This is a genomic window from Streptomyces sp. CC0208, assembly GCF_003443735.1.
Classification (GTDB): Bacteria; Actinomycetota; Actinomycetes; order Streptomycetales; family Streptomycetaceae; genus Streptomyces; species Streptomyces sviceus.
The window spans coordinates 5,433,158-5,459,602 of the sequence record NZ_CP031969.1; the positions used below are offsets into that span (position 1 = coordinate 5,433,158).

Annotated in this window: 22 protein-coding genes, 1 other RNA gene and 1 pseudogene; 15 read left to right on the forward strand and 9 right to left on the reverse strand. The window is 69.6% G+C overall.

The annotated features are described in order from the left end of the window. The first annotated feature begins 71 nt into the window (after nt 1-71). From D1369_RS24960 to D1369_RS24970, 3 genes are all read left to right on the forward strand, one after another. On the forward strand, nt 72-1,325 hold the full coding sequence (locus D1369_RS24960; protein WP_118082616.1) for a serine/threonine-protein kinase: 1,254 nt from the start codon (nt 72-74) through the stop codon (nt 1,323-1,325). Nucleotides 1,326-1,385: 60 nt separating this feature from the next. Continuing rightward, complete coding sequence (prfB, locus tag D1369_RS24965; RefSeq protein ID WP_007382427.1) at nt 1,386-2,492, forward strand: peptide chain release factor 2; 1,107 nt, start codon at nt 1,386-1,388, stop codon at nt 2,490-2,492. Nucleotides 2,493-2,785: 293 nt separating this feature from the next. Then, nucleotides 2,786-3,448, forward strand: a complete 663-nt coding sequence (locus tag D1369_RS24970) for a hypothetical protein (RefSeq protein ID WP_007382426.1) — start codon at nt 2,786-2,788, stop codon at nt 3,446-3,448. A 104-nt stretch (nt 3,449-3,552) separates the two neighbouring features. Here the strand turns inward: D1369_RS24970 and D1369_RS24975 are convergent, their stop codons facing one another. Continuing rightward, nucleotides 3,553-3,744, reverse strand: coding sequence for a hypothetical protein (locus D1369_RS24975; RefSeq protein WP_007382425.1), 192 nt, complete (start codon nt 3,742-3,744; stop codon nt 3,553-3,555). A gap of 237 nt (nt 3,745-3,981) precedes the next feature. On the opposite strand from D1369_RS24975, the gene ftsE reads away from it, so the two are divergent. The 5 genes from ftsE (at nt 3,982) to ssrA (ending at nt 8,040) form a co-directional block, all read left to right on the forward strand. Beyond that, nucleotides 3,982-4,671 carry a cell division ATP-binding protein FtsE gene (gene ftsE, locus D1369_RS24980; RefSeq protein WP_007382424.1) on the forward strand — a complete coding sequence of 230 codons (690 nt, stop codon included), beginning with the start codon at nt 3,982-3,984 and terminating at the stop codon, nt 4,669-4,671. A gap of 42 nt (nt 4,672-4,713) precedes the next feature. Beyond that, the gene (gene ftsX, locus D1369_RS24985; protein WP_007382423.1) at nt 4,714-5,631 is read left to right on the forward strand and encodes a permease-like cell division protein FtsX; all 918 of its coding nucleotides are present in this window, start codon (nt 4,714-4,716) and stop codon (nt 5,629-5,631) included. A gap of 68 nt (nt 5,632-5,699) precedes the next feature. After that, nucleotides 5,700-6,872 carry a S41 family peptidase gene (locus D1369_RS24990; protein WP_205574489.1) on the forward strand — a complete coding sequence of 391 codons (1,173 nt, stop codon included), beginning with the start codon at nt 5,700-5,702 and terminating at the stop codon, nt 6,870-6,872. A gap of 139 nt (nt 6,873-7,011) precedes the next feature. After that, entirely contained in the window at nt 7,012-7,554 is a 543-nt protein-coding gene (gene smpB, locus D1369_RS24995) for an SsrA-binding protein SmpB (RefSeq protein WP_007382420.1), read from the forward strand. A 99-nt stretch (nt 7,555-7,653) separates the two neighbouring features. After that, nucleotides 7,654-8,040, forward strand: a transfer-messenger RNA (tmRNA) gene (ssrA, locus tag D1369_RS25000). Between the two features lie 86 nt (nt 8,041-8,126). On the opposite strand, the gene D1369_RS25005 is transcribed toward ssrA, so the two are convergent. The 6 genes from D1369_RS25005 to D1369_RS25030 form a co-directional block, all read right to left on the reverse strand. After that, nucleotides 8,127-9,137, reverse strand: coding sequence for a LacI family DNA-binding transcriptional regulator (locus tag D1369_RS25005; RefSeq protein ID WP_007382419.1), 1,011 nt, complete (start codon nt 9,135-9,137; stop codon nt 8,127-8,129). Further along, on the reverse strand, nt 9,137-11,386 hold the full coding sequence (yicI, locus tag D1369_RS25010) for an alpha-xylosidase (RefSeq protein WP_007382418.1): 2,250 nt from the start codon (nt 11,384-11,386) through the stop codon (nt 9,137-9,139). The genes D1369_RS25005 and yicI overlap by 1 nt, the downstream gene beginning before the upstream one ends. Nucleotides 11,387-11,399: 13 nt before the next feature. Beyond that, nucleotides 11,400-12,224 carry a carbohydrate ABC transporter permease gene (locus D1369_RS25015; RefSeq protein ID WP_007382417.1) on the reverse strand — a complete coding sequence of 275 codons (825 nt, stop codon included), beginning with the start codon at nt 12,222-12,224 and terminating at the stop codon, nt 11,400-11,402. Next, the gene (locus D1369_RS25020) at nt 12,221-13,165 is read right to left on the reverse strand and encodes a sugar ABC transporter permease (protein WP_037900277.1); all 945 of its coding nucleotides are present in this window, start codon (nt 13,163-13,165) and stop codon (nt 12,221-12,223) included. Before D1369_RS25020 ends, D1369_RS25015 begins: the two co-directional genes overlap by 4 nt. Then, a complete protein-coding gene (locus D1369_RS25025; RefSeq protein WP_007382415.1) occupies nt 13,162-14,454 on the reverse strand; it encodes an extracellular solute-binding protein in 1,293 nt (430 codons plus the stop codon). The genes D1369_RS25020 and D1369_RS25025 overlap by 4 nt, the downstream gene beginning before the upstream one ends. 257 nt (nt 14,455-14,711) lie before the next feature. Then, nucleotides 14,712-16,055, reverse strand: coding sequence for an MFS transporter (locus D1369_RS25030; RefSeq protein WP_082319398.1), 1,344 nt, complete (start codon nt 16,053-16,055; stop codon nt 14,712-14,714). 83 nt (nt 16,056-16,138) lie between these two features. On the opposite strand from D1369_RS25030, the gene D1369_RS25035 reads away from it, so the two are divergent. The 4 genes from D1369_RS25035 to D1369_RS25050 all read left to right on the forward strand — a co-directional run bounded on the left by D1369_RS25035 (nt 16,139) and on the right by D1369_RS25050 (nt 21,981). Then, entirely contained in the window at nt 16,139-17,134 is a 996-nt protein-coding gene (locus D1369_RS25035; protein WP_037900271.1) for a LysR family transcriptional regulator, read from the forward strand. Between the two features lie 442 nt (nt 17,135-17,576). Next, a complete protein-coding gene (locus D1369_RS25040; protein WP_240436095.1) occupies nt 17,577-18,551 on the forward strand; it encodes a hypothetical protein in 975 nt (324 codons plus the stop codon). A 74-nt stretch (nt 18,552-18,625) separates the two neighbouring features. Further along, nucleotides 18,626-20,773: a glycosyltransferase gene (locus tag D1369_RS25045; protein ID WP_086023203.1), complete on the forward strand. Its 2,148-nt coding sequence runs from the start codon at nt 18,626-18,628 to the stop codon at nt 20,771-20,773. Then, entirely contained in the window at nt 20,770-21,981 is a 1,212-nt protein-coding gene (locus D1369_RS25050; protein WP_007382410.1) for an acyltransferase, read from the forward strand. Before D1369_RS25045 ends, D1369_RS25050 begins: the two co-directional genes overlap by 4 nt. A gap of 88 nt (nt 21,982-22,069) precedes the next feature. Here the strand turns inward: D1369_RS25050 and D1369_RS25055 are convergent. After that, a pseudogene (locus D1369_RS25055) lies at nt 22,070-22,386 on the reverse strand (hypothetical protein); the annotation flags it as partial. A gap of 245 nt (nt 22,387-22,631) precedes the next feature. On the opposite strand from D1369_RS25055, the gene D1369_RS25060 reads away from it, so the two are divergent. The 3 genes from D1369_RS25060 to D1369_RS25070 all read left to right on the forward strand — a co-directional run bounded on the left by D1369_RS25060 (nt 22,632) and on the right by D1369_RS25070 (nt 25,762). After that, complete coding sequence (locus D1369_RS25060) at nt 22,632-22,916, forward strand: hypothetical protein (protein ID WP_007382408.1); 285 nt, start codon at nt 22,632-22,634, stop codon at nt 22,914-22,916. A gap of 210 nt (nt 22,917-23,126) precedes the next feature. Continuing rightward, entirely contained in the window at nt 23,127-24,509 is a 1,383-nt protein-coding gene (locus D1369_RS25065; RefSeq protein WP_007382407.1) for a nitrate/nitrite transporter, read from the forward strand. Between the two features lie 98 nt (nt 24,510-24,607). Next, the gene (locus D1369_RS25070) at nt 24,608-25,762 is read left to right on the forward strand and encodes a uroporphyrinogen-III synthase (RefSeq protein ID WP_007382406.1); all 1,155 of its coding nucleotides are present in this window, start codon (nt 24,608-24,610) and stop codon (nt 25,760-25,762) included. A 37-nt stretch (nt 25,763-25,799) separates the two neighbouring features. Here D1369_RS25070 and D1369_RS25075 read toward each other — a convergent pair whose 3' ends face one another. Beyond that, nucleotides 25,800-26,282: an anthrone oxygenase family protein gene (locus tag D1369_RS25075; RefSeq protein ID WP_237557630.1), complete on the reverse strand. Its 483-nt coding sequence runs from the start codon at nt 26,280-26,282 to the stop codon at nt 25,800-25,802. Between the last annotated feature and the right edge of the window lie 163 nt (nt 26,283-26,445).

Consider the following 26,445-nt stretch of genomic DNA (forward strand, 5'->3'; position numbering starts at 1 on the left):
CCGTCTCCGCGGTGAAGGTTGGCTCTTCCGGCGCGTAGTTTTAGCGACAACACGCGTCTGTAGGAGCAGCCTTGGCACGGAAGATCGGCAGCCGGTACACCGCCAACCAGATCCTGGGGCGGGGCAGCGCCGGCACGGTGTGGCTGGGCGAGGGACCCGAGGGGCCCGTCGCCGTGAAGCTGCTGCGCGAGGACCTCGCGTCCGACCAGGAGCTCGTCGGACGCTTCGTCCAGGAGCGCACGGCCCTGCTCGGCCTGGAGCACCCCCATGTGGTCTCCGTACGCGACCTCGTCGTCGACGGCAACGACCTCGCGCTCGTCATGGACCTGGTCCGGGGGACCGATCTGCGCACCCGGCTCGACCGGGAGAAGCGGCTCGCCCCCGAGGCGGCGGCGGCGATCGTCGCGGACGTCGCGGACGGGCTGGCCGCGGCACACGCGAAGGGGGTCGTGCACCGGGACGTGAAGCCGGAGAACATCCTGCTGGACATGCAGGGCCCGCTGGGGCCCGGGGGCGCGCATCCGGCGCTGCTGACCGACTTCGGTGTGGCGAAGCTCATCGACTCGCCGCGGCGGACCCGGGCCACGAAGATCATCGGGACGCCCGACTACCTCGCACCGGAGATCGTCGAGGGACTGCCGCCGCGGGCGTCCGTGGACATCTACGCCCTCGCGACCGTCCTGTACGAGCTGCTGGCCGGGTTCACGCCGTTCGGGGGCGGCCATCCCGGGGCGGTGCTGCGACGGCATGTGACGGAGACGGTGGTTCCGCTTCCGGGCATCCCCGACGAGCTGTGGCAGCTGATCGTGCAGTGCCTGGCGAAGGCGCCGGCCTCCCGGTTGCGGGCGTCCGAGCTGGGGGCGCGACTGCGGGAACTGCTGCCCATGCTGGCCGGGATGCCCCCGCTGGACGTGGACGAGCCGGACGCCGAGGAGATGGAACAGGGAGCGGAGGACGCGGCCGCGGACTCCTCCGGGGAGCCGGCGCCGTCCGCGCGACCGGTGCGGCGGGGCGCGGTGCCGTTGGTGCCGGGGGCGAAACCCGCGGACTCCAATCGGGACACGCACACGTCCATGAGGGTGCCCGGTCCCGACGAGCTGGCCGGAGGCGCGCGCGGGACGGCCCGGGTGCCGAGGCCCGCCGGGGCGCCGCGGCCGGGATCCGCGCGGCACCGGGCGACCACGCGGCGGCGGAGGCTGGTCGTGGGGGTCGCGGGGCTGGTGCTGGTCGCTGCGGCGGGCGTCGGGATCTGGGCGGCCGCCTCGGGCGACGACGCGGGAGCGGCGCCGCAGGACACGAAGAACTCGGCGCCCGCCTCTCCCTGAGGGGGCGGGCGGTCCGGGGGACGACCGACGTCGGTTGCCACAGCCGTTAGGCTGGAGGGCGTGGCAGTCGTCGATGTATCCGAAGAGCTCAAGTCCCTCTCCTCGACCATGGAGTCGATCGAGGCCGTTCTGGACCTCGACAAGCTGAGGGCAGACATCGCCGTGCTCGAGGAGCAGGCGGCCGCGCCGTCCCTGTGGGACAACCCGGACGAGGCGCAGAAGATCACCAGCAAGCTGTCCCACCTCCAGGCCGAGGTCAGGAAGGCCGACGCACTGCGCAGCCGGATCGACGATCTCGCCGTGCTGTTCGAGATGGCCGAGGAGGAGGACGACTCGGACACCCTCGCCGAGGCCGAGTCCGAGCTCACCTCCGTCAAGAAGGCGCTCGACGAGATGGAGGTGCGCACCCTCCTCTCCGGCGAGTACGACTCCCGCGAGGCGCTCGTCAACATCCGCGCCGAGGCCGGTGGTGTCGACGCCGCCGACTTCGCCGAGAAGCTGCAGCGGATGTACCTGCGCTGGGCGGAGCAGAAGGGCTACAAGACCGAGATCTACGAGACGTCGTACGCCGAAGAGGCCGGCATCAAGTCGACCACCTTCGCCGTGCAGGTGCCGTACGCCTATGGCACCCTGTCCGTCGAGCAGGGCACCCACCGGCTCGTGCGCATCTCGCCCTTCGACAACCAGGGACGCCGGCAGACCTCCTTCGCGGGGGTGGAGATCCTGCCCGTGGTCGAGCAGACCGACCACATCGAGATCGACGAGTCCGAGCTGCGTGTGGACGTGTACCGGTCGTCCGGTCCCGGCGGTCAGGGCGTCAACACCACCGACTCCGCGGTGCGGTTGACCCACCTGCCCACGGGCATCGTCGTCTCCTGCCAGAACGAACGCTCGCAGATCCAGAACAAGGCGAGCGCGATGAACGTCCTCCAGGCCAAGCTGCTGGAGCGGCGCCGTCAGGAGGAGCAGGCCGCGATGGACGCCCTCAAGGGCGACGGCGGCAACTCCTGGGGCAACCAGATGCGTTCGTACGTCCTGCACCCGTACCAGATGGTCAAGGACCTGCGCACCGACTTCGAGGTCGGCAACCCCGAGGCGGTGTTCAACGGCGAGATCGACGGCTTCCTGGAAGCCGGAATTCGCTGGCGCAAGCAGCAGGAGAAGTAACTTTGTCGACTTGACAACCGTTCTGCAACTGCCGCCCGTCGGGCGGCAGTTTGCTTTATGTCTGGGTTTTACATCACACTCACAGACCGCTTTCCCCGGCAAAGAGCTCTTACCAGGACATCGCGCCCGCAACGGCCTTGACGTTGCTTTGAAAAATGGGAAAGGTGAAGCGTGGCATGCGTATCTCTGGGGCGCATGTGAACCGGGGGACTTGAAGCACAGCTACCTTCTCCCGTCGATCACGGCCCCGAGCGCCGCCTCATTGACGATGAGCTACTGGGGGTAGCAACCACATGACGAAGAAGACGCGGATCCGGATCGCGCGTATAGCCGCCGGTGCCGTGATCGCGGCCGGTGCCTCGCTGACCGCTGCCGGCGCTGCTTCCGCGCTGGAGATCAACGTGGGCGTGGGCGACAGCGGTGTCGGCGTGAACGTCGACACCGGCCTCGGCGACGACCCGACCGACCCGGGTACGGAGATTCCGACCGACCCGGGCACCGAACTCCCCACCGACCCGGCGACCGAGCTTCCGACGGACCCGGTCACGCCGCCGGTCACCGAGGACCCGACCGACGACCCGACGGAGCCCACCGAGGACCCGACCGAGCCGACTGAGGACCCGACCGACCCGGGCACCGGGAACGGCAACGGAAACGGCAACGGCAACGGGAACGGCAACGGGAACGGCAACGCCGGGGGCGGCGGCAACAGCAACACCAGCCCCGACGGCGGTTCCAACACCTCCGTCCAGGAAGAGGGCTCCTCGGCCCTCACCGAGACCGGCACGGACACCACGTCCAACACGTCGGCCCAGGGCAACGGTCAGGAGCTCGCCGAGACCGGTGCCGGCCAGACCGCGTTCCTGGTCATCGGTGCCGCCACGATGATCGCCGGCGGCGTCGGCTTCCGGCTGCTGCCGCGTCTGGCGGGCGGCCGCGGTGGCGCTGCCGCCTGACGGTGACGTCCGGTAGTCGCGCGCCCGCTTAGCGTGCGCACGCTGTACGACGAAGGGCCCGGAGCGGACACGCTCCGGGCCCTTCGTATGTTCTCGACCGCCGCCTACGCGGTCTGGTGCGCCAGCAGAGCCACCGCTGCGATCAGCACCGCGAGCAGCGCGATCAGGGTCGTCGGGTTCAGGCCCGCGAAGGGGTTGTCCTGCTGCAGCCGCTCGCGGTTCGCGCGGCACACATGGCACCGGCCCTCGCTCACGGGTGCCGCGCAGTTTGCGCACACCAGGCGGTCGTACGTCATGCGCGTCACCCTTCCTGCGAACTACGTTCTACGGGAACAACGCCTCCGGGTCGGAGAACGTTCCCCTCTCTACTGTGCCAGGTTCCACCGGGCGTCGCCTGTGCGCTGCCGGAGACGGGGTTCACAGGTGGGCACAAAACCGCCCAACCGATACGCAACCCGAACCGGCGCCTGCGCTCGCGCACCCGGTTCGCGTATGGTCACGCTCATCTACCCCCGGCCTACCGTGGTGCATCCGTGATCCGATTCGACAACGTATCCAAGGTCTACCCCAAGCAGACCCGCCCCGCACTCAGGGATGTCTCCCTGGAAGTGGAGAAGGGCGAGTTCGTGTTCCTCGTCGGGTCCTCCGGCTCCGGAAAGTCCACCTTCCTGCGGCTCGTGCTCCGTGAGGAGCGGACCAGCCAGGGCCAGGTGCACGTCCTCGGCAAGGACCTCGCGCGTCTCTCCAACTGGAAGGTGCCGCAGATGCGCCGCCAGCTGGGGACGGTGTTCCAGGACTTCCGGCTCCTGCCGAACAAGACCGTCGCCGAGAACGTGGCCTTCGCGCAGGAGGTCATCGGCAAGTCGCGCGGCGAGATCCGCAAGTCCGTGCCGCAGGTGCTCGACCTCGTCGGGCTCGGCGGCAAGGAGGACCGGATGCCCGGCGAGCTGTCCGGCGGTGAACAGCAGCGCGTGGCGATCGCGCGGGCCTTCGTCAACCGGCCCAAGCTGCTGATCGCCGACGAGCCCACCGGCAACCTCGACCCGCAGACCTCCGTCGGCATCATGAAGCTGCTCGACCGGATCAACCGGACGGGCACGACGGTGCTGATGGCGACCCACGACCAGAACATCGTGGACCAGATGCGCAAGCGCGTCATCGAGCTGGAGAAGGGCCGCCTCGTCCGCGACCAGGCACGCGGCGTCTACGGCTACCAGCACTGACCGCCGTTCGTAGAGTCCCCGGAAAGGCCTGAAGAAGACGCCATGCGCGCCCAGTTCGTACTCTCCGAGATCGGTGTCGGTCTCCGTCGCAACCTGACGATGACGTTCGCGGTCATCGTCTCCGTCGCCCTGTCGCTCGCCCTGTTCGGCGGTTCGCTCCTGATGAGCGACCAGGTCGGCGCCATGAAGGGCTACTGGTACGACAAGGTCAACGTCTCGATCTTCCTCTGCAACAAGAGCGACGCCGAGTCGGACCCCAACTGCGCCAAGGGCGCGGTGACCGAGGACCAGAAGAAGGACATCCTCTCCGACCTGAAGAAGATGTCGGTCGTCGAGACGGTCATCCACGAGTCGCAGGACGAGGCGTACAAGCACTACAAGGAGCAGTTCGGCGACTCCCCGCTCGCCGCGTCCCTCACGCCGGACCAGATGCAGGAGTCGTACCGGATCAAGCTGAAGGACCCGGAGAAGTACCAGGTCATCGCGACCGCGTTCAACGGCCGCGACGGCGTGCAGTCCGTGCAGGACCAGAAGGGCATCCTGGACAACCTCTTCACGATGCTGAACCTGATGAACAGGGCCGCGCTCGGCGTCATGGCGCTCATGCTGATCGTCGCCCTGCTGCTGATCGTCAACACGGTGCGGGTCTCGGCGTTCAGCCGTCGGCGGGAGACCGGGATCATGCGGCTCGTGGGCGCGTCCGGGTTCTACATCCAGGCGCCGTTCATCATGGAGGCCGCGGTCGCCGGTGCGATCGGCGGCGGGCTCGCCTGTGTCTTCCTGGTCGTCGGCCGGTACTTCACCGTCGACCACGGCATGGCCCTGGCCACGAAGCTCAACCTGATCAACTTCGTGGGCTGGGACGCCGTCCTCACGAAGCTGCCGCTCATCCTCGCCGCGAGCGTGCTGATGCCCGCGCTGGCCGCGTTCTTCGCGCTGCGCAAGTACCTGAAGGTGTGACGCATGCCAAGAGGGCCGTACGGTCAACCGGCCGTGCGGCCCTCTTGCGTTGTCCTAGACTCACCGGCATGTCGGGCCGAGATCTGTTCTGTCAGCCCCGCCGCATCCGCCGGGGGGCGGCCCTGACATTGGTGTTCGCGAGCGTGCTGGTGGCCGGCGCGGCGACCGGTTCCTTCTCCGAGGCCGACGGCAATGACCGGAAGTCCCCGTCGGACGCGGCCCGTTCGGCCGCCCCCGCGGGTCATCACGAGGACGTGGCCGCGGCGGCCGAGAAGGCCATGGCCGACGGCGCGTCTCCCGTGGAGGCCGCCGAGCGCGCCGTCAGCCGCAGCGGGGACCGCTGGGGTGCCGTCTACTCCCGTGGCGAGTACGAGGAGTTCGAGGAGGCCCTCGACGGCCGGTACACCGGCGTCGGTCTGTGGGCCCGGCGCGAGCGGGACGGCCGTATCGAGGTGACCCGGGTGAGCTCGGACTCGCCCGCGGCCGCCGCCGGGATCCGCGAGGGCGACCGGCTGCGCAGCGTCGACGGGGAGCGGGTGGACGGGCATCCGGTCACCGAGGTGGTCTCCTTACTGCGCGGCGACGCCAAGGACGCGGCCGCCGGTACGGCCGTGCGGCTCGGCCTGGAACGCGGCACACACGCGTGGACCGAGACCGTCCGGCGCGCCCGTCTGTCCACGGACTCGCTCGCCGTCCGCGAACTCGCCGGCGGGATCACCGTCATCAGGATCGACTCGTTCACCAAGGGCGTCGGGGACGAGGTCCGTGACGCGGTCCGGGACGCTCCGGCCGGCGGCGGGATCATTCTCGACCTGCGCGGGAACTCCGGCGGGCTGGTCACCGAGGCGGTCACCACGGCGTCCGCCTTCCTCGACGGGGGACTGGTGGCGACCTACGACGTCGACGGGTCGCAGCAGGCGCTGCACGCCGAGCCCGGTGGGGACACGAGCAGGGCGCTGGTCGCGCTGGTCGACGGCGGCACGATGAGCGCGGCGGAGCTGCTCACCGGGGCGCTGCAGGACCGGGGACGGGCCGTGGTCGTCGGTTCCCGTACGTTCGGCAAGGGGTCGGTGCAGATGCCCAGCCGGCTGCCGGACGGGGCCGTGGCCGAGCTGACCGTAGGGCACTACCGGACTCCGTCGGGGCGAGGGGTGGACGGGCGGGGGATCACGCCTGACCTCGAGGTCGATGAGGGGGCTCTTCGGCAGGCCGAGACGGTGCTTGGGGGACTGGGCGAGTAGAGGTCGTCCGTCGGCTGCGGGCCGGTGGGGGCTGGTCGCGCCCACGCGGCGGAGCCGCACATCGACACAGCCCCGTCGATAAGGACTGGTCCTGGCACCCCCACCTAGTGCGAAAATGGGCAGCACTATGAGCAAGGGAATGTACGTACCGAAGGAGTCCCAGCCGAAGCAGGGTGGCGGGGGCGGCAAGGCCCGGGACGGGGAGAAGGGCGGCAAGCGCAAGCTGGTCGCCCAGAACAAGAAGGCCCGGCACGACTACGCGATCATCGACACCTACGAGGCCGGGATCGTGCTCACGGGTACCGAGGTGAAGTCGCTGCGCCAGGGGCGGACCTCGCTGGCCGACGGGTTCGTCCAGATCGACGGCGGTGAGGCGTGGCTGCACAACGCCCACATCCCCGAGTACAGCCAGGGCAGCTGGACCAACCACTCCGCGCGCCGCAAGCGCAAGCTGCTGCTGCACCGCGAGGAGATCGACAAGCTGGAGACGAAGGCCCAGGAGACGGGTCACACGATCGTGCCCCTCGCCCTGTACTTCACCAACGGCCGGGCCAAGGCCGAGATCGCCCTCGCGCGAGGCAAGAAGGAGTACGACAAGCGGCAGACCCTGCGCGAGAAGCAGGACCGGCGGGAGTCGGACCGCGCGATCGCGGCGGTGAAGCGCAAGGAGCGGGGCCAGTAGGGCGCGGCCGCCGGGAATACAGTGGCATCGGCGTGCGTTGGTCACGTACGATGGAGTCAACACCGGCCGCGGTCGGTGGGTTGATTGAAAACAAAACATGGGGATGATCGGTTTCGACAGCGGCTGTTGAGGCAGGGGAAGCGTGTCGAGGAAGCGGCAATGATCTCGTAAACCATATGTCGCAACCAATAATCGCCAATTCCAAGAGCGATTCCCGCGTCTTCGCCCTCGCTGCCTAATAAGCAGTGAGCGAAGGCCCTAACGGGTGTCAGCCCGGGAGTGTTCCCGACCCGGATCCTGGCATAATCTAGGGGACTAAACCATTGCGCCCGGTCACGGGGCGCAATGGGAAATCAAACAGTGACTGGGCCCGTCGGCGACTTGTTCGCGTGATCGCCGGGGCCGAGAAAATCGCAGCGAACTGCACACGGAGAAGCCCTGGTTCTGCACCGTTGGACGCGGGTTCGATTCCCGCCATCTCCACTCGTCCCTCCGGGGACAACCCCATGTGGGCGAAGGCCCCGTTGCTTCACGGCAGCGGGGCCTTCGTCATGTCTGTCAAGGACGGTCACCTATGGAGAAGAAACCGTCCGCCGCCCCGTGCTCGCCCGCTCCGTCATCCTCGGCGGCAGCAGGGTCGCCTCCGGTACGGCCGTCCCGGCCAGCTTCTTCATCAGGAGCTCCACGGCCCGCTCACCCACCTCCGCCGACGGCAGCGCGACCGAGGTGATCGGGACGCGAACCGACTCGGCCAGCTCGTCGGGGCAGATCGCGGTGAGGGACAGGTCGGCCGGGACGCGGAGGCCGAGGTGTTCGAAGGCGTCGAGCAGCGGCCCCAGCAGGGCCTCGTTGTGGACGACCACTCCCGTCAACGCGGGCTGTTCCCGCAGGAGTCGCTCGGCGACCTCGCGGGCCGCGCCCGGCTCGCAGGGGTGCACGGACGACGCCATCCCGCTGCGGTCGGCGGCGTCCGTGAAGCCCTGGACCACCCGTTGGGCGAAGGCCGTGCGGCGCACGTACACCTCCGGCGGGGAACCGACCAGAGCCACCGACCGGTGACCCAGCCGCGCCAGATGCTCCACGCACGCCTCGGCCGCGGCCCTGAAGTCGAGGTCGACGCAGGTCAGACCCTCCGAGGAGGCAGGCAGACCGATCAGCACGGACGGCAGCTCCAGATTCCGCAGCAACGGCAGCCGGGGATCGTCCAGCTGGACGTCCATCACGATCAGCGCGTCGACCAGCGCCGTGTCCGCGACCCGGGTCAGCCCGTCCGTACCCTCCTCCTGGGTCAGCAGCAGCACGTCGTGGTCGTGGCGGCGGGCGGTGGTCACCACGGACACCGCGAACCGCATCACGGTCGGGACGTGGATCCCCGCCCGTAAGGGCACGACCAGGGCCAGCACGTTCGACCGCCGGCCGGCCAGGGCGCGGGCGCCCGCGTGCGGGCGGTAACCCAGCTCGCGGACGGCGTCCTCGACCCGCCGCCGGGTCTCCTCGGAGATCGGGCGCTTGCCGCTGAGGGCGTAGGAGACGGTGCTGGGGGAGACCCCGGCCCGCCGCGCGACATCCGTGATCTTCACCATCAGCCCAGCTCCAGGGAGAGAAAGCCGGTTCCGGCCCGCGCCCGCGTCTCCCGGGCACCCGCGGCCAGCGCCCAGGGCGCCGAGGGGTCGGAGCAGGACGCCCGCAGCGTGTCCCCTTCGCGTACGACGGTGAAGGCGACCTCGCCCACCCGTACCGTGACCTGCTCGCCCCGCCCGAGGCCGTACGCCCGCAGGGTCACCCCGTCGGCGTGGTCGTAGTCGGGCCGGTCGTCCACCGCGCCGACCGGGAGCACCGCGCCCGGCCTGACCAGCAGCGGCACGCTCAGGAAGTCGTGCTTCTCGCGCACCCAGCGCGGTCCGGTGACCGTCTCGCCGGTCACGAAGTGGGTCCAGGTGCCCTCGGGGACGTAGTAGGAGACCTCGCCCTCGTCGTCGAACACCGGCGCCACCAGCAGGTCGGGGCCGAACATGTACTGCCGCTCCAGGTGTGCGCACCCGGGATCGTCCGGGAACTCCAGGACCATCGCCCGCATCACCGGCACGCCCTCGGCGTGGGCGGCGCGCGCGGCCTCGTAGAGATACGGCATGAGCTTCAGCTTGAGGCGGGTGAAGTGCCGCAGTACGTCGACGGACTCCTCGTCGAACAGCCACGGCACCCGGTAGGAGGAACTGCCGTGCAGGCGGCTGTGGGAGGAGAGGAGTCCGAAGGCCAGCCACCTTTTGAACAGGGAAGGTGTCGGGGTGCCCTCGAAGCCGCCGATGTCGTGGCTCCAGAAGCCGAAGCCGGACAGGCCCAGGGACAGGCCTCCGCGCAGGGACTCGGCCATCGACTCGTAGGTCGCCTCGCAGTCGCCGCCCCAGTGCACCGGGAACTGCTGGCTGCCCGCGGTCGCCGAGCGGGCGAAGACGACCGCCTCCTGTTCGCCGCGGTGCTTGCGCAGCACGTCGAAGACGGTCTTGTTGTAGAGGTAGGAGTAGTAGTTGTGCATCCGCTCCGGGTCGGAGCCGTCGGACCACTCCACGTCCAGCGGTACCCGCTCGCCGAAGTCGGTCTTGAAGCAGTCCACGCCCTGCGCGAGCAGCGCCTCCAGCTTGGACGCGTACCAGTCGCGGGCGGCCGGGCTGGTGAAGTCGACCAGAGCCATGCCGGGCTGCCACAGGTCCCACTGCCAGACGCTGCCGTCGGGACGCCGGAGGAGATGGCCGAGCGCCTTGCCCTCCGCGAACAGGGGGGACCGCTGGGCGATGTACGGGTTGATCCACGCGGAGACCCTCAGGCCCCGCGCGTGCAGCCGGGCGAGCATGCCTTCCGGGTCGGGGAAGACCCGTGGGTCCCACTGGAAGTCGCACCAGTTGAACTCGCGCATCCAGAAGCAGTCGAAGTGGAAGACGGAGAGGGGCAGTTCGCGGTCCTTCATGCCGTCGATGAACGACGTCACCGTCTCCTCGTCGTACGACGTCGTGAAGGACGTCGACAGCCACAGGCCGAAGGACCAGGCGGGCGGGAGGGCCGGGCGGCCGGTGAGGGCCGTGTACTTGCGGATGATCTCCTTCGGACTCGGGCCGTAGATGACGTAGTACGTCAACTCCTGAGTCTCGGCGCTGAACTGGACCCGTGACACCGCTTCCGAGCCGACCTCGAAGGAGACCTTGCCGGGGTGGTCGACGAAGACGCCGTAGCCCGCGTCGGTGAGGTAGAACGGGACGTTCTTGTAGGCCTGTTCGGTGGCCGTGCCGCCGTCGGCGTTCCAGATGTCGACGACCTGGCCGTTCTTGACCAGCGGCCCGAAGCGCTCGCCGAGGCCGTAGACAGAGGTGCCCACGCCGAGGCCGAGCTGCTCGCGCAGGTAGTGGGCGCCCGACGCGTCCCGCATGATGCCCATGCCCTTGGGGCCGCTGCCGGTCAGCAGCCGGCCGTCCGCGAGGAAGTCGACCCGCCAGGTGTCCGTGCGGGCCACCCGGACCGACAGCGCGCCGGAGGTGAGGGTGGCGTGCTCCTCGTCGTACTCCGTGTGCGCGGTGAAGTCCTCCGTGCGGACCTCGAACGCGGGGCCCTGCGGCTGCTCGCCCTCGAAGTGGGTGAAGGTGACTCCGATGACGTCGGGTATCGGGGCGTGGGCGCTGATCGTCACGACCGGTCCCTTCAACAGGTCGCCGCGGCGGCGGATGGGCTGGGTCGGCGCGAGGATGTCCAGCCGGCCGTCCGACGCGCTGACCTCGTGAACCTGGGCCGGATGGGCCGCGGTCACGCCCTCTCGCAACAGCCAGTAGCCGTCGGTGAACTTCATCTGTGGGGGGTCCTTACTTCACGGCACCCACGGCGATACCGCGGGTGAGGGTTCGCTGGAAGACGAGGAAGAACACGATCGCGGGGAGCACGCCGAGCAGGGCCGCCGCGTTGGTCATCGTGGCGTCCATCAGGCGCTGGCCCTGGAGGACGCCGAGGGCCACCGACACCGTTTGGTTGTCGTTGGAGATCAGCATGACCAGGGGGAGCAGGAACTCGTTCCAGGTCCAGATGAAGAAGAAGACCAGCAGCACACCGAGGGTGGGGCGGCTGACGGGGACGACGATCCGCCAAAGGACCTGCCACTTGTTGGCGCCGTCGATCCGGGCCGCCTCCAGGATCTCGCGGGGGAACTGGCCGAGCACCGAGGAGAGCAGATACGTGCCGAACGCAGCCTGGATCACCGTGAACACGATGATCACGCTCAACCTGGTGTCGTAGAGGCCGACTTGCTTGCTCAGGTAGTAGACGGGGTAGACCAGCGCCTCCTGCGGCAGCATGTTCGCGAGGACGAAGAAGGCGAGGACCCAGGTGCGGGCCCTGATACGGCCGATGCCGATCGCGTAGGCGTTCAGGACGGACAGCACCACGGCCAGGACCGCCACCGAACCGCTGATCAGCACCGAGTTGACGAGCTTCCGGCCGAAGTCCACCCGCTCCCAGAAGTCCTTGATGCCGTCCGTGTAGAAGCCGTCGGGCAGACTGAGGGGGCCGTTCTGGGCGTACTCCGTGGGGGACTTGAAGGCGTTGACCGTGACGATGAGGAACGGCACGACCATGAACAGGGCCGCGATGCACAGGGCGATCAGCACCGGGTAGCGGCGCAGGGCGGTGGTCACGGGTCGCTCCTCTCCTGGAGCCTCAGACCGATCAGGGAGAGCGCCAGGATGATCACCGTCAGCACGGTGGAGATCGCGGCGCCGTAGCCGACCTGCGTCTTCTCGAAGAACGTGGTGAAGGAGAAGTAGGAGGGCACGTCCGTGGCGCCGCCCGGCCCGCCCTTGGTCAGGACGTACACCGCGCCGAACACCTTGAGCGCGGCGATCGAGCACCAGGTCAGCACGACGTAGATCTCCGGCCGGATCTGCGGCAGCGTGATGTGCCAGAAACGGCGCCACCAGCCGGCGCCGTCCAGCTCGGCCGCCTCGTACAGCTGCGGGTCGACGCGTTGCAGGCCGGCCATGAAGACGACCAGCGGGAAGCCGAGTTGGACCCAGATCATGACGCCCATGACGCTGTAGAGCGCGAGGTCAGGGTCGCCCAGCCAGTCCTGCTGCCAGGAGCCGAGGCCGATCGCCTTCAGGAGCGCGTTGAGCGAGCCGTTGTCCGGGGCGAGGATCCAGCTCCAGACGATGCCGGCGACCGCGATCGGCAGGACCTGGGGGAGGTAGAAGCAGGCGCGGAGAACGGCGGCTGTTCTGGACCCGAAGTGCTTGCCGACGTGGTCGAACAGGGCGGCGGCGAGGACCAGGCCGAGGGCCGTGGGGATCGCCGCCATCGCCACGACCATGAACAGGCTGTGCCGGAACGACGCCCAGAACTCGGAATCGTCCAGCAGCTCGCGGTAGTTGGCGAGCCCGGACCACTCGGGCGAACCCACGCCCTGCCAGTCCGTGAAGCTCACATACGTGTTCATCACGAACGGCAGGACGACGATCGCGAGGAAGGCGAGGGCGCCGGGGAGAAGGAAGAGGGCGTAGGAGTCGCGGGGACCGCGCGGGGGTTTGCCGGCGGTGCCCTTGCCGACCGCCCGCGCGTTCCGTTCGACGGTCACCGTCATTGCTTCGGCGCGCCCTTGTCGTAGGCCTCCTGGAGATCGCTGAGGTAACCGTCGGGCTTCTCGCTGCCCGTGATCAGCTTCTGGGTCCCGGAGACGAGGACGTCGTAGAAGCCGGGGACCGGCCAGTCGGGGTAGAAGGCCAGGCCGTCGTTCTTCGAGAGGGTGTTGAAGTCGTCGATCAGGGTCTTCGACTGGGGGTCGGTGATGGCGGAGGCGTCGGCCGCGACCGGGACACCGCCGGAGTTGCCCAGCAGGTTCTGGATCTTCTTCGACATGGTGATGTCGATGAAGTCGTAGGCGAGGTTCTTGTTCTTCGAACCCTGCGGTACGACCCAGAGGTTGCCACCGGAGCCGAGGGTGAGCTGCGAGTCGGGCCAGCGGAAGGTGCCCCAGTCGAACTTGTTGTCCGTCTTGAAGCGGCCGTACCACCAGCTGCCGGAGAACAGGATCGGCGCCTTGCCGGAGGTGAAGGAGACACCGGCGGCCTCCTCGTTCTGGCCGCTGGAACTCTTGCTGAAGTAACCCTTCTTGACCCAGTCGGCGAAGGTCTCGGCGCCGTAGGTCCAGGCCGCGTCGTGGAAGTCGGTCTTGCCCTTGTAGAGCTGGTAGGCGTCCACCCACGCGCGATCGGCCTTCGAGAGCGCGAGCTGGTAGAGGTACTGCTGGGCGGGGTAGGCGGCGCCGCCGTTGGCGAGCGGGGTGACCTTGTCGGCGACGAACTTGTCCATCGCGGCGGTCAGTTCGCCGAGGGTCTTCGGCACGGCGATGCCGTACTTCTTGAAGAGGTCCTTGTTGTAGTAGACCAGCGTGTACTCGGCGTAGTTGGGGACGCCGTACCACTTGCCGGAGCCCATCACGCCGTTGGCGTCGTAGAGGCTGGTGGTGCGCACGCTCGGGCTGAGCTTCTTGTCCCAGCCGCGCTTGGTGGCCTCTGCCGTGAGGTCGGTGAGCAGTCCCTGCTTGGAGAGCAGGCCCGCGGTCGCGTTGCCCTTGTTGTACTCCATGAGGTCGGGCGCGTCCGAGGAGTTGAGGACCATCGGGGCGGTCTTCTGGATCTGGTCGAAGCTCTTCTCCTCGAACTTCACCTTCACGCCGGGGTGCGTGGCCTCGAACTCCTTGATCGCCTCCTTCCAGGCGATGCCCATCGCGCTGTCCGGGCCCTCGTAGTGCCACAGCCGCAGCGTCTTCCCGTCGGAGGACCCGCTGTCGGAGTTCCCGCAGGAGGTCATCAGCAGCGATCCGGTCAGGACCACCGCCGCCGCCACCGCGCGCCTTCGTGCCGTCAACATCCCGTACCTCCGGGGAGTCGGATGGTTGCTCCGGGCCGGGCGCCGCGCAGGGGTCGTCGAATCGACTCGATTCGACGACCCCTGTCGAAGCGCTTCGACGAAGGAACGTATGTGTCGGCTTTGAAGGTCGTCAATGGGTTGTGCGGGATCAGGTGAAGCGATTCGATGATGGGGGGTGGGGAGGGGCATGTCGTCGTTGGGCTCCCGCCACGAGGGGGCGGTTCAGTTGCCGGTCGTGCCGGTGTCGGTGAGGAGGGTCATGTCCTCGTTGGTCTTGTCCAGGTGAGGGCGATCATCAGTGCTGCCGCGGCGGCGGTGACCGGGACGCCGTAGCCCGCCGCCGGCGACACGTGCTCCGCCGTCCAGCCGCCGGCCGCGCTGCCGCAGGCGATTCCGCCGAGCAGGCCGGTCACGGCGAGGGTCATGCCCTCGTTGAGGCGGCCGGGCGGGGTGCGTCGCTGGACCAGGGTCATTTGGGTGACCATCGTCGGGGCGGTCGCCATCCCGGCGATCAACAGCGCGGCCGCCAGGACGGGCAGGGAGCCGGTGAGGGAGGCGGCCAGCAGGGGGAGCGTCAGCAGTGTCGTCATGGCGGCCACGCACCACACGTACCGGTCCTCGACCGACCCCGACCCCGCCCGCCGGGTCGCGCCGTACACCAGCCCCGCCGCGCAGGAACCGGCCGCCTGGAGCGCGAGCACGATCCCGGCCACCGAGCGGTGTCCCTGCGCGTCGGCGAACGCGATGGTGACCACCTCCATGGAGCCGAACACGGCACCCGTCGCGAGGCAGACGGCGAGGAGTGGAGGGATGCCGGGGGAGCGGAGGGGCGCCTTCGAGGGGCCGTACCCCCGCACCGGCGGCTCCGTCGAGCGCTGTGCCGTGAACACCAGCATGCCCGTCACCAGCAGCACCACCCCGGTCAGCGTGCCCGCCTCCGGGAAGAACGCCGTGCACAGGAAGGCCGCGAGGACCGGCCCCAGCATGTAGCACGCCTCGTCCACGGCCTGCTCGAAGGAGTTCGCGACATGCAGCGAGCTCTCGTCGCCGCGGAGGAGGTGGGCCCAGCGGGCACGGGACATGCCGCCGAGGTTGGGGGTCGTGGCGGTGGCGGCGTACGAGACGAAGAGTGTCCACGCCGGGGCGCCGAGCCGGACGCACAGCAGCAGCGCCAGCGAACCCAGCGCGGCGAGTGCCGTGGCCGGTACGGCGATCTTGGCCTGTCCGTGTCGGTCGACGAGCCGCGCGGTCCACGGGGCGACCACCGCGGTGGCCCCGAGACCGGCCGCGGTGACGGCGCCGGCGAGGGCGTACGACCCACGCGTCCCCGCGATCATGACGACCGCGCTGACGCTGAACATGCCCATCGGAAGCCGGGCGAGAAGATTCCCGATGGTGAAAGCGCGGGCTCCGGGGGTGGCGAGAAGGCGGCGGTAGGGGCCGGGGGCGCGGCGACGACGGGGGGAGCGCGAGGTGCGCGTGTCTCGCGGACCACGCGAGCGTCCTGGCCCACGCGAGCCTCCTGGGCCTCGTGGACTGAAGTCGACGATGACGAGCGCGTCCGCGGTCGTGGTGAACATCGGTCGGTTCGGTTGCGGCATGCGCCCACCGTCGCGTGAGGGCGATCAAGGGGTCCAACACCTGCTCCGCGCCGATTCACGCACCTGTGTTGTAAGTTCGCCCGATGTCCGTGCCCAGCCCGAGTCCCGGCCCCCACCCTCACCACCTCGACCCCCGTCTCCTGCGCGCCTTCCTCGTCGTCGCCGACGAGCTCCACTTCACGCGCGCGGCGGCCCGGCTCTACGTCGCCCAGCAGGCGCTCAGTCGCGATGTGCGGCGACTGGAGCGGGAGTTGGGCGCGGAGCTGTTCGTGCGCACCACCCGGCAGGTGACACTGACCGCCGACGGCGAGCGGCTGGTGCCGTACGCCCGCCGGGCCCTGGACGCCCAGGAAGAACTGCTCGCCGCCTTCGCGCAGGCCCGCCCCCTGCTCGTGGACCTGAACTTCCCCGACCAGGCCACCGCCCGCGCCGTGCTGCTGCGCGCCCGGGAACTCGCCCCTGACCATGAGCTGATGGCCCGCTACGAGAGCGGGCTGACGGGCGCGGCGGCGCAGTTGCTGACCGGTCGCCTCGACGCGTCCTTCGGCCGGTTCGCCGGTCTGGACCCGGCGCTGCGGTCGGGCCTCGACCACCAGCCCGTGCGCTACGAGCCCATGGCCGTCGTCCTCCCCGAGGACCACCGGCTGGCGGCCCTGGAGCGGGTGCCGCTCGCCGCCCTCAAGGGCGAAACCGTGTACGCGGGGGCCGGAAATCCGCGCACCCCGGAATGGACCGATCTCGCTCGTCGGCTGTTCGAAGGACGGGACATCCGGATGGCCCCGCCGGCCCCGCTCGCGGTCGGCGACGAGGAGTTCCAGCGGATCATGGCGAAGACCCGGAACCCGATTCTCGCGGTCGTGGATTTTCCGGCTATGCCTGCCACGGTGCTGCGTCCGCTGGTCGACCCGGTACCGCTGTCACCCGTGTCCCTCGTGTGGCGCAAGGGTCTGGTGCACCCCGCCTTCGATGCCCTCCGGCGTGCCGCAATCGAACTGTCCGTAGAACACGACTGGCTTCATCGGCCCTCCGATGGATGGATTCCAGCCACCGATGAGGCCGTTATGAACATCCACAAATGACACGTGGCAAACACGCACCCTTCGCCTGCGCTACATTCATGGCCTGAGCACGGTGTGGTAAAAGGGGCGCTCGGACCGGGTGGGGGCCCGGTTCAGCCGACGTGTGCTCAAGGTCGAAAGCGCGCCCAGATCAGCCCGTGGGGGGATGTGCGTGCGCGTGAAAAAGTGGCGAGAAGACGCCCAACCGGAATGGCCCGAGGTTGCATCGGGCACCCAGGACATACCGATGACAGGGGGCGCCACCCAGACGTTCCCGGAGACCGGAGCAAACGGAGCGACGGGAGCGTTCGGAGTAACCGGAGCGTTCGGACCAACCGGACCAGCCGGACCAGCCGGAGTATTCGGATCTGCTGGATCCGTCGGATCGGCCGACGGCCCGCCAGCGGGACTCTCCCGCTCGGTCGGCACCGAAGGCCCCGAGCCGACGGCCGACCGCACCGAGATGCCGGCGGGAAAGACCGGAAAGCCGGGAGGGACAGGAAGGCCGGGAAGCACGGGAAAGAGCGGCGACCGGGACTTCCCGGGAGCCCCGAGAGCGGACCGCGACGCGGACCTCCCGGAGCCGCCCGGCCGCAGAACCGTCGTACGCGACCCCTGGGACGAGTCCGGCATCGGTGACGAGGGCGACCACGACCCGCACGAGGTGACCGTCCAGCTCGACGCGATCAGCCTGAGCGGCGACGACCGCATCGAGGGCCGCCCCGGCCGCCCCGGCGGCGACGGCGCAGCCGAGGCTTCCGACGGCCCGGTCTTCGTCGACGAGTCCGGCCGGCGCAGCCGACGCTTCCGCAGGATCGGCATCGCCGTCGGTCTGGCCTGCGCGGTCTACGCCGTCGTCATCGTCGTCACCCTGCTGTCCGGCAACTCCAACGCGCCCTGGCTCCCCATGACCGGCCCGAAGGACGACGCCCCGGCCGGCAAGGTCGACACCAGCCCGATGCCGGCCGAGTCCACCGTGCCCTCCGCCGACGCGGGGGTGATCCCGGGGACCACCCCGACGGTCACCGGCGGGGCGACACCGGTTCCGGGCGTCAGCGGCACCGCGCCCGGCGCCACCGTCAGCCCCGGCAAGGCGGGGACCTCCGCCGATCCGTCGGCCACCGCCACCCAGCCGGGCGGCAACCCGTCGGTCAGCGCCGATCCGTCGACGCAGCCGACGCAGTCGGTCACCCCGCCGCCCAGCCCGTCGGTCACCCCGCCCGTCACCACGAGCCCCGACCCCTCGGTCGCCCCGACCCAGACCACGGGCGGTGACAGTGCCGGACCCGGCACGGTCGCCGACGGACCGGCCTCCCCCTCGCCCATCGCGTCGGAGACCGCCGGTACCTCGCCCGTCACGTCGGAGCCGTCCGCCAGCTCCGCTCCCGTGCTCGCCGGCGCCCCGCTCTCCTCCCCGTCCCCGGAGCACATCCTCTGATGGCATCCCGCACTCGCCGCCCAGGGGCCGCCGCACCAGGAGCCCCCGACGGCTCCAGGCGCCGTCGCCTGCCCATGCGCCGTCGCCTGCCGATGCGCCTGCTGCTGCCCGTGCTCGTCCTCGTCGCCCTCATGGCGATGCTGATGCTGCGCGGCTACGTACACAGCGAGATCCTCGCCGACCACCGCATCCAGGCCGAGGCCGCCACCGACAAGGTGCCGGAGAAGATCCTCGACGGCGGCCCGGTGATCGACACCCGCGGCGGACGCGCCACCAGCCTGAAGGTGCCCGACCACCGGCTCGTCCTCACCTTCGACGACGGCCCCGACCCGACCTGGACCCCCAAGGTCCTGGACGTCCTGAAGAAGCACCACGCGCACGCGGTCTTCTTCGTCACCGGCACCATGGCCTCCCGCTACCCGGACCTGGTCAAGCGCATGGTCGACGAGGGCCACGAGATCGGCCTGCACACCTTCAACCACCCCGACCTGTCCTTCCAGTCGAAGAAGCGCATCGACTGGGAGCTCTCCCAGAACCAGCTCGCGCTCGCCGGCGCGGCCGGTATCCGCACCTCGCTCTTCCGCCCGCCGTACTCCTCCTTCGCCGACGCCATGGACGACAGGTCCTGGCCGGTCACCGAGTACATCGGCACCCGCGGGTACATCACGGTCGTCAACAACACCGACAGCGAGGACTGGCAGAAGCCCGGCGTCCGCCAGATCATCCGCAACGCCACGCCGAAGAGCGGCAAGGGCGCGGTCGTGCTGATGCACGACTCCGGCGGCGACCGCCACCAGACGGTCCAGGCGCTCGACCGGTTCCTGCCGCAGATGAAGGACAAGGGCTACGCGTTCGACAACCTCACCGAGGCCCTCGACGCGCCCACCGCGCACACCGCCGTCGCCGGGCCCGAGCTGTGGAAGGGCAAGGCGTGGATCTTCCTGGTCCAGGCCTCCGAGCGCATCACCGACGTCCTCGTCGTCGGGCTCTCGATCATCGGCTCCCTGGTCATCGGCCGCTTCGCCCTCATGCTGCTGCTCTCGGGCATCCACGCCCGCCGGGTGCGCCGCAAGGGCTTCCGCTGGGGAGCGCCGGTCACCCAGCCGGTGTCGGTGCTGGTCCCGGCGTACAACGAGGCCAAGTGCATCGAGAACACCGTGCGTTCACTGATGGCGAGCGAGCATCCGATCGAGGTGCTCGTCATCGACGACGGTTCGAGCGACGGCACCGCCCGGATCGTCGAGGCGATGGGCCTGCCGAACGTCCGTGTCGTACGCCAGCTCAACGCGGGCAAGCCGGCCGCGCTGAACCGCGGTCTGGCGAACGCCCGTCACGACATCATCGTGATGATGGACGGCGACACGGTCTTCGAGCCGTCCACGGTACGGGAGTTGGTCCAGCCTTTCGGCGACCCGCGCGTGGGAGCCGTGGCCGGCAACGCGAAGGTCGGCAACCGGGACTCGCTGATCGGCGCCTGGCAGCACATCGAGTACGTGATGGGCTTCAACCTCGACCGCCGGATGTACGACGTCCTGCGCTGCATGCCGACGATCCCGGGCGCGGTGGGTGCCTTCCGCCGGTCCGCCCTGGAACGCGTCGGCGGCATGAGCGACGACACGCTCGCCGAGGACACCGACATCACCATGGCCATGCACCGGGACGGCTGGCGCGTGGTCTACGCGGAGAAGGCGCGCGCCTGGACGGAGGCACCGGAGTCCGTCCAGCAGCTCTGGTCCCAGCGCTACCGGTGGTCGTACGGCACCATGCAGGCGATCTGGAAGCACCGGCGTGCGCTGGTCGAACGGGGCCCCTCGGGCCGCTTCGGCCGCGTCGGCCTCCCCTTGGTCTCCCTGTTCATGGTGGTGGCCCCGCTGCTGGCCCCCCTGATCGACGTGTTCCTTCTCTACGGCGTCGTGTTCGGCCCGACGCAGAAGACGATCGTGGCCTGGCTGGGCGTCCTCGCGATCCAAGTGGTCTGCGCCGCCTACGCCTTCCGTCTCGACCGGGAACGCATGACCCACCTGATCTCGCTGCCGTTGCAGCAGATCCTCTACCGCCAGCTCATGTACGTCGTACTGCTCCAGTCCTGGATCACGGCCCTCACCGGAGGCCGCCTGCGCTGGCAGAAGCTGCGCCGCACGGGAGTCGTCGAGGCACCGGGCGGACCGGTACCGCGGCAACGGGCACGCAGTGAGAGCGACGAGCGGAGGCCGGTCGGATGACGCAGGAGTACACGGCGGGCAGGCATGGGGTGGTCACTGCCTCCAAGGCCCCCGGCCGGGACCGCTACCTGGACCTTCTCCGTTCCCTCGCCCTGGTCCGCGTCGTCCTCTACCACCTGTTCGGCTGGGCGTGGCTGACCGTGCTGTTCCCGTCGATGGGCGTGATGTTCGCGCTGGCGGGCTCACTGATGGCCCGCTCGCTGAAGAGGCCGGCGCTGAGCGTCATCAGGGGCCGGATCCGCCGACTCCTGCCTCCCCTCTGGGCGTTCAGCGCGGTGGTGCTGCCGCTGATGTTCCTGGGCGGCTGGAAACTGTCCGAGGACCCGGACCACAGCGGCACCTGGGGCCTGCTGGAGCTGGTGAACTACGTCATCCCGATCGGGGCGCCGCCGTACCCCTGGGAGGTCGGCTTCCCGAACGACCTCCTGGAAAGCACCTGGGCGGACCAGGCGGTGGGCCCGTTGTGGTACCTCCGCGCGTATCTGTGGTTCGTACTGGCCTCCCCGCTGCTGCTGTGGGCGTTCCGCAGGGTGCCCTGGGCGACCCTGCTGGCACCGCTGGCCCTGGCGGCCGTGGTGGGCACGGGTCTGGTGACGATCCCCGGCGAACTCGGCAACGCGGTCACCGACTTCGCGATCTACGGCAGCTGCTGGGTCCTCGGTTTCGCGCACCACGAGGGAGTGCTGGCGAAGGTCCCGCGCTATCTCGCCGTCTCCGGGTCGGTCCTGGTGATGTCCTTCGCCCTGTGGTGGGCCTCCGCCCATCTGGGCCCCGACGGCTGGGACCTGAACGACATCCCGCTCGCCCAGGCGACCTGGTCGTTCGGTTTCGTGGTGATCCTGCTCCAGTACTCGCCGTCCTGGCAGGAGCTCCCGGGCCGCCTCGCCCGCTGGGACAAGCTGGTCACCCTCTCCAACAACCGCGCCGTCACGATCTACCTCTGGCACAACCTGCTGATCATGGCCACGGTCCCGATCATCGACCAGGCCTACAACCTCCCCTTCATGCAGAGCGACCGCGCGGTCGCTGCGCTCGACGCGACGGACATGTTGTGGATGTTCGTCCTGGTCTGGCCGCTGATCGGGCTCTCGATCCTGGCGTTCGGGTGGATCGAGGACTTGGCGGCGAAGCGGAGGCCGAGGCTGTGGCCGAACGGTTCACGACGGGGTCGTGTGGGGGCCGTGGCGACCGGGGGACAGGGGTCCTGACGGACTTTGGGCTCCGCCTCCGTGCGCGCGGGAGGCGGAGCCCAGCCGTGTCATCCGATGGAGAGCCGTTTCGGCCAGTAGGTGTTCGCCTCACGGCACCGTTGGCTGCGACGGCCCAGATGTCCGGGATACCGTCGCTGTTGCCGTCAGGTGTCCCCATCAGCAGCGGAACGTCGGTGGTGTACCAGCCGGAGGCACCGTACTCGGGTCGGCCTTGCCCGAGGAGTTCGCGGCGGACGCCAGGGAGTTGAGGTCGGTCCCTCCTCCGCTCGCGGCGATTCCCTTGCGGAGCAGAAGTCGCCCGGACGAGTCGGTGCGGTAGACCATGTCGGCGGCGCCGTCTCCGCTGACGTCCATGACGGTCACCAGATCACGGTTGGTCCACCCGCCGGACAGAAGGACTGCCGGCGGTGGCGAAGAAGTCGGGAAGCTGTTGTGGTTCGAGGTGGGTGGGGGCGCCGGTGTTCGATCGCGGGTGTGCACCGCCGCCGTAACACCATCAGGCGTACAGCGGTGGTGCACAGAGAAGGCGGTCAAGAACGCGCCGTGCCTGCAAGGGCACGCGGGAGGCGAGCTTGAGGGATCCAAGGCAGGCGACGGATGCCGCCCCACTCCCTACGGACGGGAGCGGGAGCACGGTATCCCTGGCCATGCGCGCCCTCGTCGACCGCGGCCTGCCCCAGGATGTGATCGACGTCCACGCGGCCTGTCCGTACTACTCCGTGATCGAGCTCGAGCAGCTGGGTGCATTCGACCTCGTCGAGCTGCGCGACCGGCTGGAGAGTGTCGTATGGGTGAGTGACGAGGAGTTCGCGGCGTACGGGCTCAGCCCCGACGACATCGCCGAGCTGCGGCGATGGGCCCTGGAGTGGGAGTCCGACCTAGGGCTGCGGCTGGCCGAGGACTACGACGACCCCGAGGACGCCGGCGACTGAGGCGGTCGGCCGGCTCTCACGCCCCGGTCCCCCCGAAGCGGAGCTTTTCGTAACACAAGGACTCCACGACCTCTCACCCCGGTCTCCCCGAGGGTGAGAGCAAAGTTCCTTTCCGGTCACCCGGTGCCACAGGCAGGAAACGCGTCCTCCCTACCTTCGGGGTCAGCCACTCGTAGCAGGACCTGAGCCCCGTCGCACCGTGGAGGCGTCATGACAGCCCCTAGTACAGCCCCCGCACCCCCGAGCAGGGGCGGTCGCTGGATCCAGCAGTGGGATCCCGAGGACGAGACCTTCTGGAAGGAGACCGGCGAGAAGGTCGCCAAGCGGAACCTGCTCTTCTCCGTTCTCTCCGAGCACATCGGGTTCTCGGTCTGGACCATGTGGTCCGTGCTGGTGCTCTTCATGGGCCCGGAGTACGGGCTCACCCCGGCCGACAAGTTCCTGCTCACGTCGATGGTCACGCTCGTGGGCGCCGTCGTCCGCGTCCCCTACACCTTCGCCGTCGCGATCTTCGGCGGGCGGAACTGGACGATCATCTCGGCCAGCCTGCTCCTCGTCCCCACCGTCGCCGCGTTCGCCGTGATGAAGCCGGGGACCTCGTTCAACACCTTCCTGCTGGTCGGTCTGCTGGCCGGTATCGGCGGTGGCAACTTCGCCTCCTCCATGACGAACATCAACGCGTTCTTCCCCCTCCGTAAGAAGGGGTGGGCCCTCGGGCTCAACGCCGGCGGCGGCAACATCGGCGTCCCGGTCATCCAGCTGATCGCCCTCGCGATCATCGGCGCCAGCGGCGGACCCCGGGTGCTGCTCGGGATCTACATCCCGCTGATCCTCGTCGCCGCCGTTCTCTCCGCGCTCTTCATGGACAACATCGAGAACGTGAAGAACGACACCGGCGCCGCCAAGGACGCCGCGAAGGACGGCCACACCTGGATCATGTCCTTCCTCTACATCGGAACCTTCGGCTCGTTCATCGGCTACAGCTTCGCCTTCGGCCAGGTGCTGACCAACCAGTTCGGCCGGACCCCGCTGGAGGCCGCGTACGTCACCTTCATCGGCCCGCTGCTCGGCTCGCTGATCCGCCCGGTGGGCGGCGCGCTGGCCGACAAGTACGGCGGCGCGAAGATCACGCTGTGGAACTACGTCGGGATGGGCGCCGCGACAGCCGTACTCATCGCCGCGAGCATGCAGAAGTCGCTCGGACTGTTCACCGTGGCCTTCGTGGTCCTGTTCGTCCTCAGCGGCCTCGGCAACGGCTCGACCTTCAAGATGATCCCGGGCATCTTCCACACGAAGGCCCTGGGTAAGGGACTCGAAGGCGAAGAGGCCGCCGCCTACGGCCGCCGGCTCTCCGGTGCCTCCATGGGGCTCATCGGCGCGGTGGGCGCACTGGGCGGCGTCGGCATCAACCTCGCCTTCCGCCAGTCCTTCCTCTCCTACGGCTCCGGCACCGGCGCGTTCGTCGCCTTCCTCGCCTTCTACGCGGCCTGCTTCGCGGTCACCTGGGCCGTATACCTTCGGCGTACGGCCGCCCAGGGTCAGGCCTCGACCGCCGCAGAGGCGAAGCCGCAGCTCAGCTACGCCGAGGTGTGACGTAACACTGGCGACATGAAGCGGAACCGAGCCTGTCACGAGCCGTTGACAGGCTCGGTCGGCATGTAGGTCAGACGACAGACTGCGGGACGAGAGCCATGTACGAGGAACAGCAGGCAGCAGAGCAACACGGCCCCCTTGCGGGGTTCACCGTGGGAGTCACGGCCGCGCGCCGGGCAGACGAACTCGGTGCGCTGCTCCAGCGTCGCGGGGCCGCGGTCCTGCACGCGCCCGCCCTGCGGATCGTGCCCCTCTCCGACGACAGCGAGCTGCTGGCGGCGACGAAGGACCTGATCGACCAGGCGCCGGACGTCGTGGTGGCCACCACGGCCATCGGCTTCCGGGGATGGGTCGAGGCCGCCGAGGGCTGGGGGCTCGGTGAGACGCTCCTCGACCGGCTGCGCGAGGTGGAACTGCTCGCGCGCGGCCCCAAGGTCAAGGGGTCCATCCGGGCCGCCGGACTGACGGAGGACTGGTCGCCGTCGTCCGAGTCCATGGCCGAGGTGCTCGACCGGCTTTTGGAGGAGGGCGTCGAGGGCCGCCGTATCGCCATCCAGCTGCACGGTGAGCCGTTGCCCGGGTTCGTGGAGGCGCTGCGGGCCGGGGGCGCGGAGGTCGTCGGGGTGCCGGTGTACCGGTGGATGCCGCCGGAGGACATCGGGCCGGTGGACCGGCTGCTGGACGCGGCCGTCTCGCGGGGGCTGGACGCGCTGACCTTCACGAGCGCGCCGGCCGCGGCCTCGCTGCTGTCCCGGGCCGAGGACCGGAGTCTGCTGCCGGAGCTGCTCGCCGCGCTCAACCACGACGTGCTGCCGGCGTGTGTCGGGCCGGTGACCGCGGTGCCGTTGCAGGCGCGGGGGGTGGAGACGGTCGCGCCCGAGCGTTTCCGGCTCGGTCCGCTCGTGCAGTTGCTGTGCCAGGAGCTTCCCGGCCGGGCCCGGGCGCTGCCCATCGCCGGCCACCGGGTGGAGATCCGGGGACATGCGGTGCTGGTCGACGGGGTGCTGCGGCCGGTGCCCCCCGCGGGGATGTCGTTGCTGCGGGCGCTGTCACGGCGGCCGGGCTGGGTGGTGTCGCGGGCGGAGCTGTTGCGCGCGCTCCCCGGTGCGGGCCGCGACGAACACGCGGTGGAGACGGCGATGGCCCGCCTCCGTACGGCCCTGGGGGCGCCGAAGCTGATCCAGACGGTGGTCAAGCGGGGGTACCGGCTGGCCCTTGACCCGGCGGCCGACGCGAAGTACTCCGACGTCTAGCCAGTCGAGTACTCCGACGTCTAGCCAGTAGCTGGAGCTAATCGCGCCCGGCGGCACGACTGCCCGTGGCCTTCACCAGCAGCCCCAGCGTCACCGTCAGCAACACCGTCCGTACGACGTTCCACGCCAACCACGGGTCCTCGAACTCCTCGCGCAGGGCGCCGGGGTCGCCGCCCCGCGCGAGGGCGTCGTTGAGGGGGACGTTGAGGGCGACGGTGACCAGGAACGCCAGGGCGGAGGCCACGAGGGCCGCCCACACCCACCGCCGGTACCCCCGGCCCCGCGCCTGCCAGGCCGCCACCGCCGTGAGCAGCGGGGCGCCCAGGAAGCCGAGGAAGAACACCGGGTTCTGGATGACCTCGTTGATGTCGCGCATCACCTCGACGTAGACGCGGTCGTCGCTGCGGGCCAGGGCCGGCATCACGGCGCACGCGAAGACGTAGAAGGCCCCGGCGATCAGGCCCGTGGCGATCGTGGCCGCACCGAGGACGAATCCGCTGCTCCTGCTGTTCTGTGTCATGGCTCCAGTCGTCATGGCTCCAGTCAAGGGTCCCGTCCACCGGGCCGACATGGCCGAGACGCGCTGTCGCATACGTGCGCGTCCAGCCACCGCTCCCGGTCCGAGGGGTTCCGGCGGCGAGGGCGGGAGGGCACTGTTGGAGGGGAGCCCCGGAACGGCCCCG

Coding starts and splice junctions, on each gene's coding strand:
- D1369_RS24970 (WP_007382426.1), top strand. CDS start 2,786: ATGACGAAGAAGACGCGGATCCGGATCGCGCGTATAGCCGCCGGTGCC.
- D1369_RS24975 (WP_007382425.1), bottom strand. CDS start 3,744: ATGACGTACGACCGCCTGGTGTGCGCAAACTGCGCGGCACCCGTGAGC.
- ftsX (WP_007382423.1), top strand. CDS start 4,714: ATGCGCGCCCAGTTCGTACTCTCCGAGATCGGTGTCGGTCTCCGTCGC.
- D1369_RS24990 (WP_205574489.1), top strand. CDS start 5,700: ATGTCGGGCCGAGATCTGTTCTGTCAGCCCCGCCGCATCCGCCGGGGG.
- smpB (WP_007382420.1), top strand. CDS start 7,012: ATGTACGTACCGAAGGAGTCCCAGCCGAAGCAGGGTGGCGGGGGCGGC.
- D1369_RS25005 (WP_007382419.1), bottom strand. CDS start 9,137: ATGGTGAAGATCACGGATGTCGCGCGGCGGGCCGGGGTCTCCCCCAGC.
- yicI (WP_007382418.1), bottom strand. CDS start 11,386: ATGAAGTTCACCGACGGCTACTGGCTGTTGCGAGAGGGCGTGACCGCG.
- D1369_RS25020 (WP_037900277.1), bottom strand. CDS start 13,165: ATGACGGTGACCGTCGAACGGAACGCGCGGGCGGTCGGCAAGGGCACC.
- D1369_RS25025 (WP_007382415.1), bottom strand. CDS start 14,454: ATGTTGACGGCACGAAGGCGCGCGGTGGCGGCGGCGGTGGTCCTGACC.
- D1369_RS25030 (WP_082319398.1), bottom strand. CDS start 16,055: ATGCCGCAACCGAACCGACCGATGTTCACCACGACCGCGGACGCGCTC.
- D1369_RS25035 (WP_037900271.1), top strand. CDS start 16,139: ATGTCCGTGCCCAGCCCGAGTCCCGGCCCCCACCCTCACCACCTCGAC.
- D1369_RS25040 (WP_240436095.1), top strand. CDS start 17,577: ATGCCGGCGGGAAAGACCGGAAAGCCGGGAGGGACAGGAAGGCCGGGA.
- D1369_RS25045 (WP_086023203.1), top strand. CDS start 18,626: ATGCGCCGTCGCCTGCCGATGCGCCTGCTGCTGCCCGTGCTCGTCCTC.
- D1369_RS25050 (WP_007382410.1), top strand. CDS start 20,770: ATGACGCAGGAGTACACGGCGGGCAGGCATGGGGTGGTCACTGCCTCC.
- D1369_RS25060 (WP_007382408.1), top strand. CDS start 22,632: ATGCGCGCCCTCGTCGACCGCGGCCTGCCCCAGGATGTGATCGACGTC.
- D1369_RS25065 (WP_007382407.1), top strand. CDS start 23,127: ATGACAGCCCCTAGTACAGCCCCCGCACCCCCGAGCAGGGGCGGTCGC.
- D1369_RS25070 (WP_007382406.1), top strand. CDS start 24,608: ATGTACGAGGAACAGCAGGCAGCAGAGCAACACGGCCCCCTTGCGGGG.
- D1369_RS25075 (WP_237557630.1), bottom strand. CDS start 26,282: ATGACACAGAACAGCAGGAGCAGCGGATTCGTCCTCGGTGCGGCCACG.